Here is a 16,654-nt window from a genome sequence, read left to right on the forward strand (position 1 = left end):
CTCCGTCCGGCTTCAACCAATGGAAAGGGCAAAACGGCGGCAAAATTGGGCCAAAGTGCGGCAAGCATCAGGCCCAGCGCTGGCGGTAGGCCGCGGGCGAAACCCCGATGCTTTTCCGGAAAAACCGGCCAAACGCAGACTGGTCAGCAAAATGCAGCGTATCCGCAATTTGGGCAATGGTGAGGGCCGGGTTTTGCAGGAGCACATTGGCTTCCAGCAGCACGGCCTCGGCCAGCCATTCCACGGCGCGCTTGCCGGTGGCCTCCTTCACGGTTTCGGCCAGATGCTTGGGACTGATGCAGAGCTTGTCGGCATAAAAAGCCAGGCTGCGCTCGGTGGCGTAGTGCGTGTTGACCTGCTTTTTAAATTCGGTAGCAATCAGCTGGCTTCTGGTCTGAATGGCATTCGCCGAAACGTGCTGCAAGCTGTAAATAGGCGCGATTTCGTGCAGCAAAATTTGAATAAAGCTGCGCAGAATTTCCTCCCGATAAGTGTGCGGCGCGTTGTATTTCTGCTCGATGGAACGCAAAAGCGCAGCAATATCATCGGCCTGAAGCGCGGTTAATTGAAATACGTGTCTGGCGTCTCGCTCAAAAAACGAAAAAGTGTCCGGATTCAGATTGCTATTGGCAGAAATGAATTCTCTGGTAAAAAATATACTTAGTGCATCAAAATCAGCCGACATAAATGGCCACTGCTTGATAGAATACGGCGAGAGAATCATCAGCGAACCCGGCCCGATTTCGTAGTTTTCGAGGTTGACTTTCAGACTGGCAGTCCCGCGCAGGCACAAGCCAATTTTGTAATAATTGCTGCGATAAGGCAGGTCGATGGGCAGGTGAGACGGCGCGGAATTCGGCCCTAAAAAGAAAACCGCCGCCGTCTTTTCTTCAGCGTCAGTGAGCTTATTTAATTGATAGACGGGAATAGCAGCAGTCATAAATTTCAACATGCGAGCCGTTTGTTGGCAGCCCACTTTCAAACCAAAACCACTTTCCCCCGTCAGCGGTTTGCATAACCCCATCCCGCCACCGGGCGTACTTCCTGCGCAAACTACCGCCCTCATGACCGAACTTCAACGCCTGCTCCTCGCCTACGACCGGCACCGTGCCGAGGCCCGCCCCTGCGCCCTGGCCACGGTGGTGGAGGTGCTGGGCTCGGCCTACCGCCGCCCCGGTGCCCGCATGCTCGTGACCGAAGACGGCGAGCTGACCGGAGCCATCAGCGGCGGCTGTTTGGAGGGCGATGCCCGCCAACGGGCGCGCCAGGCCATTTTTCGGGGCCAGCCGGCACTGGTCACTTACGATACCCGCGATGAGGACGACCCGCGCCATGGCCTCGGCCCCGGCTGCCAGGGCGTGGTTCGCATCCTGCTGGAGCCGCTGGATTTTGACGCATCCGATAACCCGGTGGAGCTGTTGCGCGGCTTCGCCCAGCACCCCGAACCGGCGGTGCTGGCTACGGTGTTTGAAACCGATACCGCCGGCCTCAAAGCTGGCGTGGGGCAGCGCGTGCTGCTGTCGGCCACCGGCGCATTGCGAGGCACTCCCCTGCTGGCCGCCCCCTTAGCCGAAGCAGCCAGAATGACGCTCGAACAGGGAAAGTCGCAGATTCTGGACATCGAAACCGATGCCGGGCCGGTGCGGGCGCTGCTGGAGGTGCTACGGCCACCGCTGCGCCTGGTAGTGTATGGCGCGGGCAACGATGCGCAGCCGCTGGTGCATCTGGCAGCCTCGCTGGGCTGGCACATTACAGTGCTGGATGGCCGGCCCAACCTGGCCACCGCCGCCCGTTTTCCGGAAGCCGCCGAGGTACGCATCGTGCCAGTGCGGGAATTGGAAACGCTTGCCCCAGATGCGGGCGCGTACCATGTTTTGCTCAGCCACAACTATGCTTACGATTTGGCCGCATTGCAAGCGCTGCTCCCTTCTTCGGCCCCGTACATCGGTCTGCTGGGCCCCCGAGCCAAAGCCGGACGGCTACTTAGTGAAAATGAGCTGGACTTATCCGAAGAAGGCATTTCGGATGCGCTGCGAAACCGCCTGCACAGTCCCATCGGGCTGAGCCTGGGCGGCGAAACGCCGGAGGAAATTGCCCTGGCTATTGTGGCTGAAATTCAGGCCGTGAAGAATAAGCGGCAGCCCCAGCACTTGCGTGACACGACGGTTGCTATTCACAACGACTCTCCTAAATCGAACAGCCCGGCAACGGTTGAAGCAGTATAATCACGGGGTCGGCACGCGGTAGCTCAGCGCCAACCGGAACGCCAGGCCTTTTTCAATCGGTGAGTTCAGCGGCGTAGGAGCCTTGCCCAGCCCGATGTAGTCGATGGTGGCGGGCCATTGGTCGTCTCTGGCGTATACTTCCAGTCGCCGCGTCACGGCATAGGCGGCGGTGGCCCGGAGCGCCCAATGGGCACTCAAATACGTTTCGGCAAACAGGCCATAATGCCCCTGCTGGTACTGGAAATACTGGTCGTTATTCAGCAGTCGGTAAGCGGTATTAATGCCATTCAGGTTGAAGCCGATATTAACCCGGGGCGTGGCAGCATAGCTGGCCGTGAAGGTGGTCGGCAAGTCGCCAAACAGCCGCCACCGTTGCCCCAGCCGCCAGTCGAGGCCCAACAGCAGCACGTACTGCGGCCCGTAGAACTGCTGCCGGTAGCCCACCGTCAGGCGATAGGCGCGGCGGGCACTACTGCGGTAGGCCGCCCGCACCACGCCGCCCCAGGTCACATCAGCCCCGCGCACCTCGCGCAGGTCTGAGTTGAGGGCGGGCAGCGCGATGGCGGTAAGCTCGGCACGGGACGACAGGCGCTGCCGGTAGCCCAATACCGGCGTGATGCCGTACACATTGTGGACCTCAAAACCAAGACGATTGCCGCTGAAACGCAATGTTTCAAGGTTCAGACCCGCCAATACCGCGTGCGAAGAATCGGACGCTGTGGCCACGGGCACAATGATATTCGCCCGAAAAATATTGCCCCAAAACGTGGCTTCGTTGCCGCTTTTCAGCTTCAGAGGCAGTACTTCGTAGCTCAGGCCAATGCCCTCGGCGTAGCCCTGTGCGCGGCTGATGGCTGGAATGAGCAAGCTGGCGCTGAGCAGCAGAGCCGGCAGCAGCCGGGCGGGTAGAGGTGAATGCACAGAATATTTTGGCAGAATTGAGCGACAAATAAAAGCGCAATTATCCAATAGCCAGCGCTCTACTTTTGCAGCGCGGCTGTCGGCCGGCTCACCCAACTCCTTACCCTATTTCGCATGGCGCATTTACTGCTCATTCATTGCCCCGACGAGCCGGGCCTGGTTTATAGAATCACGGGTGTGCTGTTTAAACACGGTCTCAACATCATTCGCAACGGCGAGTTCGTGGAGCGCGACGGCAACCATTTTTTCATGCGCACTGAGGTGGCCGGCGAATTTGACGCAGAGGCGCTTCAAGCCGACTTGCGCCTGGCACTACCACTCTCCGCCGTCATTCGCCTCACCACCAATCAGCCCAAAAACATTGTGTTGATGGCTACAAAGGAGCACCACTGCCTCAGCGAACTGCTGGTGCGCCACGAGTTCGGCGAGCTGAATGCCCGCGTACTGGCCGTTATCAGCAACTACGAGGTGCTTGGCGACCTCACCCGCAAATTCAACCTGCCCTTTCATTACCTGCCCCACGCCGACCGTTCCCGCGAAACCCACGAAGCCGAAGTGCTGGCCGTGCTGGCCCAGTATCAACCTGATTTTGTGGTGTTGGTCAAATACATGCGCATCCTGACTTCTGAATTCGTGGCGCACTACTCCAACCGGCTCATCAACATTCACCACTCCTTTCTGCCTGCCTTCGTGGGGGCCAGTCCTTACGCGCAGGCCTACGCTCGGGGCGTAAAAATCATCGGGGCCACCGCCCATTTCGTCAACGAACAGCTCGACCAGGGCCCCATCATCGCCCAGAACGTCATCCCCATCGACCACACCCAGAGCGCCCACGAAATGGCCCAGGCCGGCCGCGACGTGGAGAAAATCGTGCTGGCCCGCTCCCTCAAAATGGTGTTCGACGAGCAGGTGTTCGTGCACGGCAACAAAACCGTCATCTTCGACTGAAAGGTCATAAAAAAGGGGGCTACTCACTTTATCAAGCGAATAGCCCCCTTCAAATTAATTGCTATTGGTTAATGGCTCCGGCCGTGGCCGCCACTTCCGTGGTAGCCTCCGCCACCATAGCCGCCATGGTAGCCGCCACCGCGACGGCCGCCATCACCACGGTAGCCACCGTAGGCGGGCCGATATGCCGGTCGCACCACTACGGTCCGCGGCGCGTAATACGGACGGGCATAGCCGTAACCATAAACGGGCTGCACGGGCGGGTAATAGCCGTAGTCGGGGCCGTAGCCCGGGCCTGCAGCAACACAACCACCCAACATGAGCAGGCTGATACTCAAGGCAAAAATTACTGATTTGGTCTTCATGATATAGGCAGCGTGCCAAAGCACGTCGATTTACAAGTGAATGTACTTCTACGTCTATAAACAAAATACGGACCAGAATTAGTGCCGTGAGACTGCGTTATTGACCAGCTTAAGCCTCGGTTGGCAACACCGTTTCGCCGGAATATAGCCGGGCTTTGCCGGGCAGCGTTTTGTGGCGCTCTTTGCCCAGTGCGGCGCTGGGCTCGGGTACCCAATGGTGGCGGCCACCGGCCTTTTCGTCGTTAAATTCGGTGGGGGCGGTGCCGGCTTCGGTGCGTTCTTTCCAAGTAAGGTGCTGGGTGCCGTCGTCGGTGCGCTCCATGGTGATGCACTGCTCCACGGGGCATACCAGCGAGCACAGATTGCAGCCCACGCAGTTTTCCTCAATAATTTCGGGGATACGCGTGCCGGCGTTCAGCTTAATGGCTTGGTGAGCACCATCTTCGCAGGCCGTGTAGCACAGCTGGCAGCCAATGCACTTGTCCTCGTTGATGTTGGCCGTCACCTTGTATTTCATGTTCAGGTCTTCCCAATGCAGCACATTGGGCAGGGCTTTGCCCACCATGTCATAGATGGTATTGAAGCCCTTTTCCACCATGTACTGCTCCAGGCCCGAAGTCATCTCGCGAATGATGCCGAAGCCAAAGTGCATAGCCGCCGTGCACACCTGCACCGAGCTGGCTCCCAGCAGAATATGCTCCACCGCATCACGCCAGTTCTCAATCCCACCGATGCCCGAAATGGGCAATTTGATATCGGGATGCTGGGCGCAGTTTTTCACCATGTTCAGCGCAATGGGCTTCACGGCCGGGCCGCAGTAGCCGCCGTTAGTGCCTTTGCCGTCCACGATTGGATACGGCGCATACTTATCCAAATCGACGCCAACAATGCTCTGAATGGTATTGATGAGCGAAATGGCATCGGCCCCGGCCCGGCGAGCGGCCATTGCCGGCTCCGTGATATCCGAGATATTGGGCGTGAGTTTCACGATAACGGGCTTTTTGGCCACTTCCATCACCCACTCCACAATCATCTGGAGCACCTTGGGCTCCTGCCCTACTGCCGAGCCCATGCCGCGCTCGCACATGCCGTGCGGGCAGCCAAAGTTCAGCTCGAAGCCATCGGCTCCGGCATCTTGTGACTGACGCACGATGTCGTGCCACTCCTGCCGCGTCTGCACCATGAGCGAGGCAATGACGGCGTGGTTGGGGAAGCGCTTTTTCACTTCTTCAATCTCGCGCAGGTTGTCGGCCAGCGGGCGGTCCGAAATCAGCTCGATGTTGTTGAAGCCCACGAGGCGCTTGTCGCGGTAGTTCACCCCGCCGTAGCGGCTCGATACGTTGACGACGGGTACGCCCAGCGTCTTCCACACCGCACCGCCCCAGCCGGCGTCGAAGGCTTTCATAATCTGGTAGCCGGAATTGGTGGGCGGGGCCGAAGCCAGCCAGAACGGGTTCGGCGATTTGATACCGGCGAAATTTATTGAGAGGTCGGGCATAAAGTAGCGCGGACTTTGCAGTCCGCGATTGAAGGCAAATGAATAAGGAAATGATGCGCAAACTCGCGGACTACAAAGTCCGCGCTACTTGTCGCTACTTGCTCAGATAAGCGTGAATACCGCGTGCCGTCAGCTTCGCCTCCGCTGCCGCATTTACCACTTCGGCCCCGCCATTCCAGGCATCACCGGAAGCGAAGTATTTCGGGTTGCCAGTCTGCCCGGTGTGCGCATTGGCCATAATGCGGCCTTTGCCATCCAACTCCAGGCCCGGAATCAGGCTCAGAAACTCAGTTTGCTTGGCTTGCCCCGTAGCTTTAATCACCATATCGCAAGGCTCCACAAACTCGGAACCGGCGATTTCCGACACCTTGCCGTCCTTGGTTTCGGTCCGGATGAATTTCACGCCCGCCACGTAGCCATTACCCGTGATTTCAATCGGCGCCACATTGAACAAGCCCTTCACTCCTACCCCTTTGGCCAGGTCGTATTCGAACTCGTAAGCGCCCATTTCCTCCTTGGCCCGGCGGTAAGCCAGAATCACGTTTTCCGCGCCCAGACGCGAAGATTCGGAGGCGGCATCCATGGCGGTGTTGCCGCCACCCAGCACAATCACCTTGCGGCCCACAGCAACTTTATGCTGGAACTCTCGCAGCTCGGCAATAAATTCTACCGCGCCGGTGCAGTTGATTTTATCCTCGCCGGGCAGTCCCAACTCATTGGTTTTTCCAAGGCCAATACCCAGGAAAATAGCGTCGTATTTATTTTCCAGATTTTCTAATTCTTCACGCGAAGAAATAGCTGAATTAAAATGCACGTTGTAGCCGAATTGTGCCTGCAAGTAGTCCATCTCGGCCAACGTTTCTTCGTTGGTGATTTTATACGGCGCAACGCCGTAAACCGTTAGTCCCGAAGGTTGCGCTTTGGCTTCAAAAACATCAACGCCATAGCCCAACGAACGGAGCTCACAAGCCGCCGAAATACCGGCCGGACCGGCTCCGATTACCGCTACTTTTTTGCCGTTATCCGCCCCGGGACCGAACAGCTTTTCGCCGCTCTTTATCACCTTGGTGGTGGCAAAACTTTGGAGGCGCCCAATCTCAATTGGCTTCACTTCCTGCAGGTTATATACACAAGCACCTTCGCACAACACTTCTGTGGGGCACACTTTACCGCAGGCATTACCGAAGTAATTGGCCTCGTAAATAGTACGCGCCGCGCCGGTGTCGTTGCCCGAATTTATCTGGCGAATAAACTGCGGAATATCAATCCCCGACGGGCACGCTTTTATACACGGCGCATCGAAGCAAAAAAGGCAGCGGGAGCTTTCGTATAGCGCCTCGGTGCGGTTCATCACCGGCTTCAATTGCGCGAAATTTTCCGCGAATTGTTGCTCGGTGGTAGGTGTAGAAAATTCAGCCATTGGGGCAGGTTAATTTCGAAATTATTAGTGAATAAAAAAACGGTCATGCTTCGACTACGCTTAGCATGACCGTTTTTATGTCAGCCAAGCGCCTACAACTCTACCAGTTTCTCGTAGGTTTCGGGGCGGCGGTCGCGGAAGAACTGCCAGGTATTGCGCACTTCCTCAATCATATCGAGGTCGAATTCAGCAATCAGCAATTCATCTTTGTACTCATCGGCCTGCGCGATAATCTGGCCGCGCGGGTCCACGAAATAGCTGGTGCCGTAGAAGCGGCCCAGGTTCCAGGGCTTCTCCTCGCCCACTCGGTTGATGCAACCCATAAAATAGCCGTTGGCGGCCGCGTGGGCGGGTTGCTCCAGCTTCCAGAGGTATTGCGAGAGGCCGGCCACGGTGGCCGAAGGGTTGTACACGATTTCAGCGCCGTTCAGGCCCAGGATGCGAGCGCCGTCGGGGAAGTGGCGGTCGTAGCAGATGTACACGCCTACTTTTGCATACTTGGTCTGGAACACGGGGTAGCCCATGTTGCCGGGCTTGAAGAAGAATTTCTCCCAGAAGCCGGTGGTGTGGGGAATGTGGTTCTTGCGGTACTTGCCGAGGTAGGTACCGTCGGCATCAATCACGGCAGCGGTGTTGTAGAGGAAGCCGGCCGACTCGCGCTCGTACACGGGCACAATCATCACCATGTTATATTTTTTGGCGTATTCAGCCATGCGGTCCGTCGTGGGGCCGGGCACCGATTCGGCCGAGGCGTACCAGGCTTTGTCCTGGCCGGGGCAGAAATACGGGGTGTTGAAGATTTCCTGCAGGCAGAGAATCTGCACACCTTGGCGGCCAGCTTCTTCGATGAGCGGAATGTGCTTCTGCACCATAGCTTCCATGATTTCGGCAATCGTGCCTTCGCCTTCAGTCATCGGCAGGCTCATCTGGATGAGGCCGGATTTAATAATTCTGGGCATTGTTGGGGGTGAGAATGAATGGAGTTGAGTTAAGTCGTAGCGAGTGCCGTGCGGCAGAAATTACCGGCAAGTCACAATGCTTTAAGTTGTGATGAAAGCTAATTCAAATTAAACAGCCCAAAGCGGGCTTTAAATTAAGCAAAAAAGTGGGCAGTTGTACATCCTACACACTAGGGCACAGCAAGAAATGAATGCTTTAAAGCACTCGTTATGTCAACCAGTCCGCTGGCAACGATAATTACCTGTTAGAAATTGGTTTTGCCGCGCTTGATAAACTGTCCGTACCCTTTGGCTACTTTGGTTTCTCCGGCATCTACGGCCACTTTTCCGCGGAGTAACACGGTGTCAATCTTACCGGTTAGCTCCCAGCCCTCGTAGGCTGAGTAATCACAATTCATGTGGTGCGTATCGGCCGAAATTATGTGTTTTTTAGTTGGGTCGAATATCACCAAATCTGCATCGGCGCCAATGCTGATGGTGCCTTTGCGCGGAAACATGCCAAATATTTTCGCGGCATTCGTAGAAGTTACTTCCACGAATTTATTCAGCGTTATTTTCCCCTTATTCACGCCTTCCGAAAACAACAATTCCATGCGGTGCTCCACGGCGGGGTGGCCATTGGGAATTTTTGAGAAGTCGTCCTTGCCCATCAACTTCTGCTCCCACATAAAAGGGCAATGGTCGGTGCCAACCACGTTGACCAAGCCTTGATTAAGGCCGGCCCAAAGCGTAGCCTGGTCCTTTTTCTCGCGTAGCGGCGGCGACATTACCACTTTCGCGCCGTTGGTTTCGTCCTCGTAAAGCGAAGCATCCAGCACTAGATACTGAATGCAGGTTTCAACCAGCATGCGCTGGTTGCGCTCGGTGGCGCGGCGCACCTGATTCAGCGCACCCTCGCAGGTGAGGTGCACGATGTAGGCATTCACGCCGGTATAGTTGGCAATGTCGGCGAAGCGGCCTGAGGCTTCGGCCTCCGTTACTTCGGGCTGCGAGAGGTAGTGGTAGAGTGGCGTGAGTTTGCCCTGCGCCCGGTGCTGGGCAATAAGCGTGTCAATCATGTCGCCGTTGGTGGCGTGGGCGGTCACGAGGCCGCCGTGCTTTTTCACTTCCTGCATCAGGCCCACCATCTGCGCATCATCAATCATGAGCGCGCCCTTGTAGGCCATGAAGGTTTTGAAGGAAGTGATGCCCTCGGCCACCATGTCCTTAATTTCCTCCTTGGTACTGGGGTTGAAATCCGTCACGGCCATGTGGAAGCTGTAGTCGCCCACGGCGTTGCCAGTGGCCCGGCCACTCCACTCCTCAAAAGCCGAACGCAACGAATTCCCCTGCTTTTGCAGGATGAAGTCGATGACCATCGTGGTACCGCCGTGCAGGGCGGCGCGGGTGCCGGTTTCGTAGGTATCTGACGAAAACGTGCCCATGAAGGGCATTTCTAAATGCACGTGCGGGTCGATGCCACCGGGCACGATGATTTTGCCGGTGCAGTCAATTACCTCCGCCCCTTCGGCCGACAGGTTGCGGCCGATGGAAACGATGGTTTCGCCTTCAATCAGGATATCGCAGACGGCGTCCGAATCGGCGGTGACGACGCGGCCGTTTTTGAGGAGAATGGACATTGAAAAGTAGCGCGGACTTTGTAGTCCGCGTCCCGGAATAAATAGGTGGAACGATGCTATAAATGTGCGGAGACGCGGACTACAAAGTCCGCGCTACATGCTAATTCACGTATTTATCCGCAATGCTGATGGCCTCCGAAATAATGGCCAGACCTTCATCAATCTCCTCTTTATTAATCGTCAGCGGGGGACAAATGAAGATGTAGTTCCAGCGCACGAAAGTGTACATGCCCAGCTCGCGGATTTTGGCGGCAACCTGGTTCATGATGTCCATTTGAGCGGGCGTGGCATTCCAGGGGGCCATGGGCTCTTTGGTGTCACGGTTTTTCACCAGCTCGATGCAGCCGAAGAGGCCGGTGTTGCGCCAGTCGCCGATGCTGGGGTGGTGGCGCATGAGCTGGGCCACCTGCTCATCCATGTACTTGCCCATTTCCACGGTGTTTTCGAGCAGATTATCGCTCTCGTAGATATCGAGCACGGCCACGGCGGCGGCGCAGGAAACCGGGTGGGCCGAGTACGTGAGGCCCAGCGGCAGGGGCTTGTCGTCGAAGGATTTGGCGATTTTCTCGTCCACCATCACCGCGCCCAGGGGGAGGTAACCGGCGGTGATGCCCTTAGCCATGCACATGATGTCGATTTTGACATTGTGGTGGTCGGAGCCGAACCACTTGCCGGTGCGGCCGAAGCCCGACATCACCTCATCGGCAATGAGCAAGATGCCGTGCTTGTCGCAGATTTCGCGGATGCGCGTCCAGTAGCCGGGCGGGTACTTGATGCAGCCCGACGTACCCGACTCACCTTCGAGCACGATGGCGGCCACGCTGCCGGGGTTTTCGTAGCCGATGATGCGCTCCATGGCATCGGCGGCGCGCTGGGCGCACTCTTCGGGCGTGGAGCTATGCCAGGGGCAGCGGTAGAAGAATGGGTTCTCGACGTGGATGGTGCTGGGCATGGCCTGGCTGTCCACGGCAAACTTGCGGGGGTCGCCGCCCACGCTCATGGCACCGTAGCTGGCCCCGTGAAACGACTGATACAGCGACACAATCTTGTGGCGGCCGGTGTACACTCGCGCCAGCTTGATGGCGTTTTCAATGGCCTCGGCCCCACCCAGTGTAAAAAATACCTTGGTAAGGTTGGGGGCGGTGATTTCAGCGAGCTTCTTGCCGAGGTCGCCGCGGGCCTTGGTAATCATGCCGGGGTACACGTAGCTGAGCTCGCGCATCTGGGCGGCCACGGCTTCGGTCACGCGCTGGTCGCCGTGGCCGATGTTCACGTTCATCAGCTGGGCCGAGAAGTCGATGTAACGCTTGCCGTCGCGGTCGTACACGTACACGCCTTCGGCGCGCTCGGCGTTAATAGGGTTCAGGCCCGTTTGCTTCGACCACGAGAAGAGCGTGTGGTCGAGGTTGTCGTGCAGGATTTGGTCTTTATCGGTGGCGAAGGTGGTTTCCATGAGTATTGGTTTGGCACTGCTGACGTCTGTCATCCTGAGCGCAGCGAAGGACCTTATCACGTCCGCGCCGCCTGCTCGCTTAAATGTTTACTGCAAACTATTCGACTGTCCTTAGGTCCTTCGCAAGCTCAGGATGACAGTTCCAACCTTATGACATCCAGTTCACCCGCGACTCCGGGTTCCACTTGGTCGTCGTCTTTTTCAACTGCGTCCAGAACTCAATCGAACTCTTACCCGTGATATCGCAGGCACCGAATTTCGAGTCGTTCCAGCCGCCGAAGGAGAAGGGCTCGCGGGGCACGGGCACGCCGATGTTCACGCCAATCATGCCGGCGTTGGCGTGGTCCATTACGTAGCGGGCGCTGCTGCCGCTGCTGGTGAAGACGGCGGCGGCGTTGCCGTAGGGGTTGGCGTTTTCGATGGCGATGGCCTCGTCGAGCGTGTTGGTGCGCATAATGGCGAGTACCGGGCCGAAGACTTCTTCCTGCGCGATGCGCATGTCGGGCGTCACGTAATCGATGACGGTGGCGCCCACGTAGTAGCCGTCTTCGTGGCCGGGCACCACGGCGTTGCGGCCGTCGAGCAGGACTTTGGCACCGGCAGCTTCGGCTTCGGTGATGTGCTTTTCGATGCGTTCTTTGGCCTGCTTGCTGATAACCGAGCCGAGGTTCTGGCCGGCCACAATCTTCTTGGCTTCTTCCACAATTTTGGCTACGATGCCATCAATCGCGCCCACGCCTACCATGGTAGAGCCGGCCATGCAGCGCTGGCCCGCGCAGCCGCTCATGCTGGCGGCCACGTTCGAAGCCGTCATTTCGGGGTGGGCGTCGGGCAGCACCATCAGGTGGTTTTTGGCACCGCCGAGGGCTACGCAGCGCTTCAGGTTGCTGGTGGCGCGGATATACACGACTTTGGCAATGGCAGTGGAGCCTACGAAGCTCACGGCTTGGATTTCGGGGTGGTCGCAGATGGCTTCCACGATTTCCTTGTCGCCGTTCACTACGTTCAGCACGCCGTCGGGCAGGCCGGCTTCTTTCAGCAGCTCGGCGATTTTTACGGCGCTCAGCGGCACCTGCTCCGAGGGCTTCAGAATCATGGTGTTGCCGAGCACGATGGCGTTCGGGATGGTCCAGTGCGGCACCATGTTGGGGAAGTTGAACGGGGCGATGCTGGCCACCACGCCCAGCGGCTTGCGCTCGGCGCGGGCTTCCACGCCCTTGCTCACTTCCAGGAATTCGCCCTGGATAAGCTGCGGCATAGAGCAGGCAAACTCGGTCAGCTCAATAGCCTTCTCGACTTCGGCGCGGGCTTCGTCGTAGGTCTTGCCGTTTTCCTCGCGCACGAGGTCGGCGAGGGCTTTCATGTCGCGCTCCAACAGCGTTTTATAGCGATAGAAAATTTGTACCCGCTCCTTGATGGGCGTGGCCGACCACGAGGGGAAGGCGGCTTTGGCGGCCTGCACGGCGGCGTCGAGCGCGGCGGCGTTGCTGAGCGGCAAGGTGGAAATCAACTGCCCGCTGAGGGGGCTAAATACGTCCATGGTGGGCGTAGAGGCACTTTCTACCGACTGGCCAGCCACGTAGTTACGGATGGCCGGATACTTCAATGTTTGAACTTCCATGTTACCTTATTGTTAAGCGGGGTGCAAGCTAAGGGTTTTGCAGGATATGGAATAACTCCACAATCGTTTCCGAGGGAAATATTTTTAAACTCGCTCACATTCAGCCAACTATTTCATCCGAAAAATCTACCTAAAGTAATTAGGCGCAGGCGGGCCACCAATGTAGCCTGCCTGCGCCTGAATATTTTACCCGCAGTGGGTGCATTTACGTCACTTCACTTCTTCGCCGGCCTTATCAATGGTGAAGCTGCGGCCGGCTTTTCTCACCCGGGCTTTGCCATCGACAAAATCGGAAGCCTGCTGGTAGCGGCCGAAAGGTTTGGTGCCCTGGCTGGGGTCGGCAAGATAATCGGCGGTGATAAAGGTGTAGCCATCGGTCAGCTTCACGCGGGCCAGGCCGTCGGCAAAAGAGTAGGCTTCTTTGAAGATGGCGGGCGCCGTATCGGGCTCGGTGGGGCCGCTGATGTAGTGCCAGCCGCGGTGGTCGAGCACGGCAGCGTGGCCTTCGGCGAAGTCGAGCGCGTTAAAATAATAATGGTCGAATTCCTGGCCTTCTTCATCGATGAACGTGTAAGCATCGCCCACCCGGGCGCGGGCGTAGCCGCCGGCGTAAGGGTTGAGGGCATCGTAGGCGGCGGGGATTATCTCTTGGCCGTTTTCATTCACGAAACCATACGCGCCGTTTTTCGCCACCACGGCCTGCCCTTTCTCAAACGGACTGGCGGCCGTGAACTGAGCCGGAATGACGGGTTGGCCACTGGCGTCGGCATAGCCCCAACGGCCATTTTTCTGGAAAGGAACGGGCGGCGTGCCGCCGACATGGCTCAGCCCCCAGATGCCCAGGCCGAGCACGGCCACGCCGGCCGCAGCCAATGCGGCCCGGGGCTGGCCCTGCCCCCACTCCCGCGCCTGCCGCAGCCGGGGGCGCAACGCGGCGGCCCCGGCTTGCGCCCGGGCGCGCAGATTTCCAAGGTAATTGGAAAGGACCGAAACCGGCGGTGCTGATTCGGCATCCGGCTTTGCTGCTGCTGCAGTTGACCGTGAGTTAAATCCAGCCGAATCGGGCCTCCTTTCTACGGGTTCGCCACGATGCGCGTCAGATTCGGTAACACCGGAAGTAGTGGCAGCAGCGACGGGCTTGCTTTCAGCAACTGGTGAGGCTGCCGGGGCAGGCGGGGCAACGGGAGTTGTGGGCGGTGCTGAGGCCGTTATGGACGGGGCTGCAGCCGGCGAAGTAACTGTTGGGCTGGCGCTTAGCTGCCCAATGAGCTGGCTGAGCTGCTGAATCTTGGCATCCAGCTCCTGATTGCGGGCGGCCAGTTCGTCACGGGAAGCCTGCATTTCGGCTTCAAGGGCGGCTTTTTCGCGGGTTTCGGCCCCGAGGCGCGAGACGAGGGCGGTGGCTTCGGCGGCGACGGGCGGGGCCTGAGCCAGCTCGGCGCGGAGCTGGGCGATGCTACGCTCGCGCTCGGCTTCACGGGCTTCCAGGGCCTGCAACTGGGTGCTGAGGTCGGCCTGCATTTGCTGGCGCAGTTGTTCGAGCTGCTGTTTTTCCTCGTTGCGGGCGCTTAGCGTGTTGGCGTAGCCGTAGGGCAGGTCGTCGTCGGGCACGTCGTTGGCCCCGAGCCAGCCCCAGAGGGCGCGGGCTTTCTGGCCCAGGAAACGGCTGGCGGCGCTGGTGGAATCGGTAGTGGCGCCGGTTGTTGCGCTGGCAGTCGCTCCACTTTCGGCCTGAACAGGCGCGGCCACGAAAGCGGCCCATTCGGCGGTCCACTCGGCAATATCATCAGCGGTGAGGTTGATTTCAGGCGTCGCCAAATTCTGTAAGCAGATTGGCAAGTCGGCCACAGTATTGGTTATCTGGAAGCTGGCCGGCGCTTCTTCCAAAGCGGCTTCCGCATCGGCACCAAATTCAACAGGCGCTTCGAACAACACTAACCCAGAAATTCCATTCAAATCAGCCTGTTCAGGGGTGAAACGCGGCTGCAGCCAGGCGGCCAGCGCGGCTTTCTGCTCCCGAAACTGCTCGAAAGTATTGTCAAAATCTTCGGAACGAGGTATAGGCGCGCCATCGAGCAGCCAACGGCCGTAGCCGAGCGCGGGAATGCTCAGCCGGCCACCACGGGGCGCGAATACCAGGAGTGTGATGCTGTGCGGGCGCACCACCACGGCATCGAGCGGGGCGGTTCCATCGGCCAGCACCAAGTTGCCCAGCAGCAGGGTATCGGGGCTGGTTTCGGCCTGCAGCGCGGCTTGCACGGCGGCAAACTGCCCGGTGCGGGCCGCATCAGGGAAAGGAGACGCGAGAAAACAATGAACCATGAACTACTGAAATGCGCGGCCGGCCGCTAGTCGTCGCCCCTGCCCCGGCCGTGGCCCTTGCCGTGGTGCTTTTTGTGCTTTTTAAACTTGAATTTCCCTTTGCCTTTGTCCTCATCCGAGCCAAACAACTGGTCCAGCAATGAAGGCGCAGGCTCGGGACGGGCACTGCGAACGGACACCGGAACCGAGGGCGCGCCCAGAGCCAGGGCCCCATTGTCGGCGGTACGCACGGCCACGGGACGGCCGCGCAGGTCGCAGCCCTGGCCTTCGCGCAGCTCGATGCGCTGGCCAGTGGGGCTCACCACGAAGCCGTCTTTGGTGACGGTGGCGCCGGTAGGCAGGTGGGCATCGCGGGTCATGGGGCGGGGCTGGCCATTGCGGATTACCTGCATCTGGCCGTTGCGGCGCTGAAAGCCATCGTTGTTCGGCGTTTGGCGGGCGTGCGCCGGCCCCGGTAGCGCCAGCAAACTGGCAACGGCTCCGCAGAGCCGAAAGGTGCGCAAAAACATATTATAGAAGTACCCTGAATAGACGAAGCCGCACGGCCCGGGAGCCGGCGGCAAGCCGTATACGTCAAATACGAAGCCAGGCTGCTTCGGGTAGCATCATCCTACCGGTTCCGGGAAGCCGAGCGGCCGTCCTCCGGTTTGTTGCGGGCTGTTACTGAGGGCGCAGCAGCACCCGGGCGGGGGCCCCGTCGCTGTCCACAATTTTTAGCGGAAGGCACAGCATTTCGTATTCGCCGGGCGCGATGTGCTGCAGGGCCAGGCCCTCAATCACGCAGATGCCGGCATCGAGCAGGGCGTGGTGAGCATCGGCTTTGCCCACGGAAAGGTAGTCGACCCCGACGCAGACCACACCCGCATCGCGCAGGAAAACGGCTGCGTTGCCATCCAGGGCCACAAAATCGGGCTGGAAAGGCGCGGTGCTCCATTCCGAATCCGACATGCGGGTGCGGAACAGCAGCCGGGCACCGGGTTCGATTTCCAGGCGCTGCACTTCGGCCAGGCTGATGCTTTTGGGGTCGGTGATGGCCACGACGCGCGCCGGACCCATGAGACGGGCGAGGTCCAGCGTGGTGATATCGCCGGCGTTGGCAGTGAAGTGCAGCGGGGCATCGACGTGGGTGCCGGTGTGGGCACTCATCGAAACTTCGGTGACGTTGGCCGCCGCGCCGGTGGCGATGCTCAGCGTTTTTTTGACGTGGACAGGGGCGTTGTCGGGCCAGTGCACCATGCCGTCGCGGATGGGCGTGGTGGCGTCGAGCCAGGGGGCGGGTGTGGGCATAAGGAAGCTAGGGTTA

13 protein-coding genes are annotated in these 16,654 nt (G+C 58.9%); 2 read left to right on the plus strand and 11 right to left on the minus strand.

The genetic code is table 11. The features are described 5' to 3' along the window. Positions 1-67: 67 nt before the first annotated feature. Positions 68-1,066, minus strand: a complete 999-nt coding sequence (locus tag ACYVM5_RS20370; protein ID WP_460619917.1) for a helix-turn-helix domain-containing protein — start codon at positions 1,064-1,066, stop codon at positions 68-70. Here ACYVM5_RS20370 and ACYVM5_RS20375 point away from each other — a divergent pair. Then, positions 1,065-2,225, plus strand: a complete 1,161-nt coding sequence (locus tag ACYVM5_RS20375; protein WP_460619918.1) for an XdhC family protein — start codon at positions 1,065-1,067, stop codon at positions 2,223-2,225. The two genes, ACYVM5_RS20370 and ACYVM5_RS20375, sit on opposite strands and share 2 nt — an antisense overlap. On the opposite strand, the gene ACYVM5_RS20380 is transcribed toward ACYVM5_RS20375, so the two are convergent. Beyond that, complete coding sequence (locus ACYVM5_RS20380) at positions 2,226-3,146, minus strand: DUF6268 family outer membrane beta-barrel protein (RefSeq protein WP_460619919.1); 921 nt, start codon at positions 3,144-3,146, stop codon at positions 2,226-2,228. A gap of 114 nt (positions 3,147-3,260) precedes the next feature. On the opposite strand from ACYVM5_RS20380, the gene purU reads away from it, so the two are divergent. After that, the gene (purU, locus tag ACYVM5_RS20385) at positions 3,261-4,094 is read left to right on the plus strand and encodes a formyltetrahydrofolate deformylase (RefSeq protein ID WP_460619920.1); all 834 of its coding nucleotides are present in this window, start codon (positions 3,261-3,263) and stop codon (positions 4,092-4,094) included. A gap of 474 nt (positions 4,095-4,568) precedes the next feature. Here the strand turns inward: purU and preA are convergent, their stop codons facing one another. The 9 genes from preA to ACYVM5_RS20430 all read right to left on the minus strand — a co-directional run bounded on the left by preA (position 4,569) and on the right by ACYVM5_RS20430 (position 16,638). After that, entirely contained in the window at positions 4,569-5,957 is a 1,389-nt protein-coding gene (preA, locus tag ACYVM5_RS20390; protein ID WP_460619921.1) for an NAD-dependent dihydropyrimidine dehydrogenase subunit PreA, read from the minus strand. Between the two features lie 94 nt (positions 5,958-6,051). Next, a complete protein-coding gene (locus ACYVM5_RS20395) occupies positions 6,052-7,377 on the minus strand; it encodes an FAD-dependent oxidoreductase (RefSeq protein ID WP_460619922.1) in 1,326 nt (441 codons plus the stop codon). A 92-nt stretch (positions 7,378-7,469) separates the two neighbouring features. Then, the gene (locus tag ACYVM5_RS20400) at positions 7,470-8,336 is read right to left on the minus strand and encodes a carbon-nitrogen hydrolase family protein (protein ID WP_460619923.1); all 867 of its coding nucleotides are present in this window, start codon (positions 8,334-8,336) and stop codon (positions 7,470-7,472) included. 245 nt (positions 8,337-8,581) lie between these two features. Then, positions 8,582-9,955, minus strand: coding sequence for a dihydropyrimidinase (gene hydA, locus ACYVM5_RS20405; RefSeq protein WP_460619924.1), 1,374 nt, complete (start codon positions 9,953-9,955; stop codon positions 8,582-8,584). Positions 9,956-10,055: 100 nt separating this feature from the next. Beyond that, entirely contained in the window at positions 10,056-11,408 is a 1,353-nt protein-coding gene (locus ACYVM5_RS20410) for a PLP-dependent aminotransferase family protein (RefSeq protein WP_460619925.1), read from the minus strand. Between the two features lie 148 nt (positions 11,409-11,556). Beyond that, on the minus strand, positions 11,557-13,029 hold the full coding sequence (locus tag ACYVM5_RS20415) for a CoA-acylating methylmalonate-semialdehyde dehydrogenase (protein ID WP_460619926.1): 1,473 nt from the start codon (positions 13,027-13,029) through the stop codon (positions 11,557-11,559). A 210-nt stretch (positions 13,030-13,239) separates the two neighbouring features. After that, positions 13,240-15,351: a WG repeat-containing protein gene (locus ACYVM5_RS20420; RefSeq protein WP_460619927.1), complete on the minus strand. Its 2,112-nt coding sequence runs from the start codon at positions 15,349-15,351 to the stop codon at positions 13,240-13,242. Between the two features lie 26 nt (positions 15,352-15,377). Beyond that, positions 15,378-15,860 carry a DUF6799 domain-containing protein gene (locus tag ACYVM5_RS20425; RefSeq protein WP_460619928.1) on the minus strand — a complete coding sequence of 161 codons (483 nt, stop codon included), beginning with the start codon at positions 15,858-15,860 and terminating at the stop codon, positions 15,378-15,380. A 151-nt stretch (positions 15,861-16,011) separates the two neighbouring features. Next, positions 16,012-16,638, minus strand: coding sequence for a cyclase family protein (locus tag ACYVM5_RS20430; RefSeq protein ID WP_460619929.1), 627 nt, complete (start codon positions 16,636-16,638; stop codon positions 16,012-16,014). Positions 16,639-16,654: the final 16 nt, after the last annotated feature.

The organism is Hymenobacter ruber, from assembly GCF_054783255.1.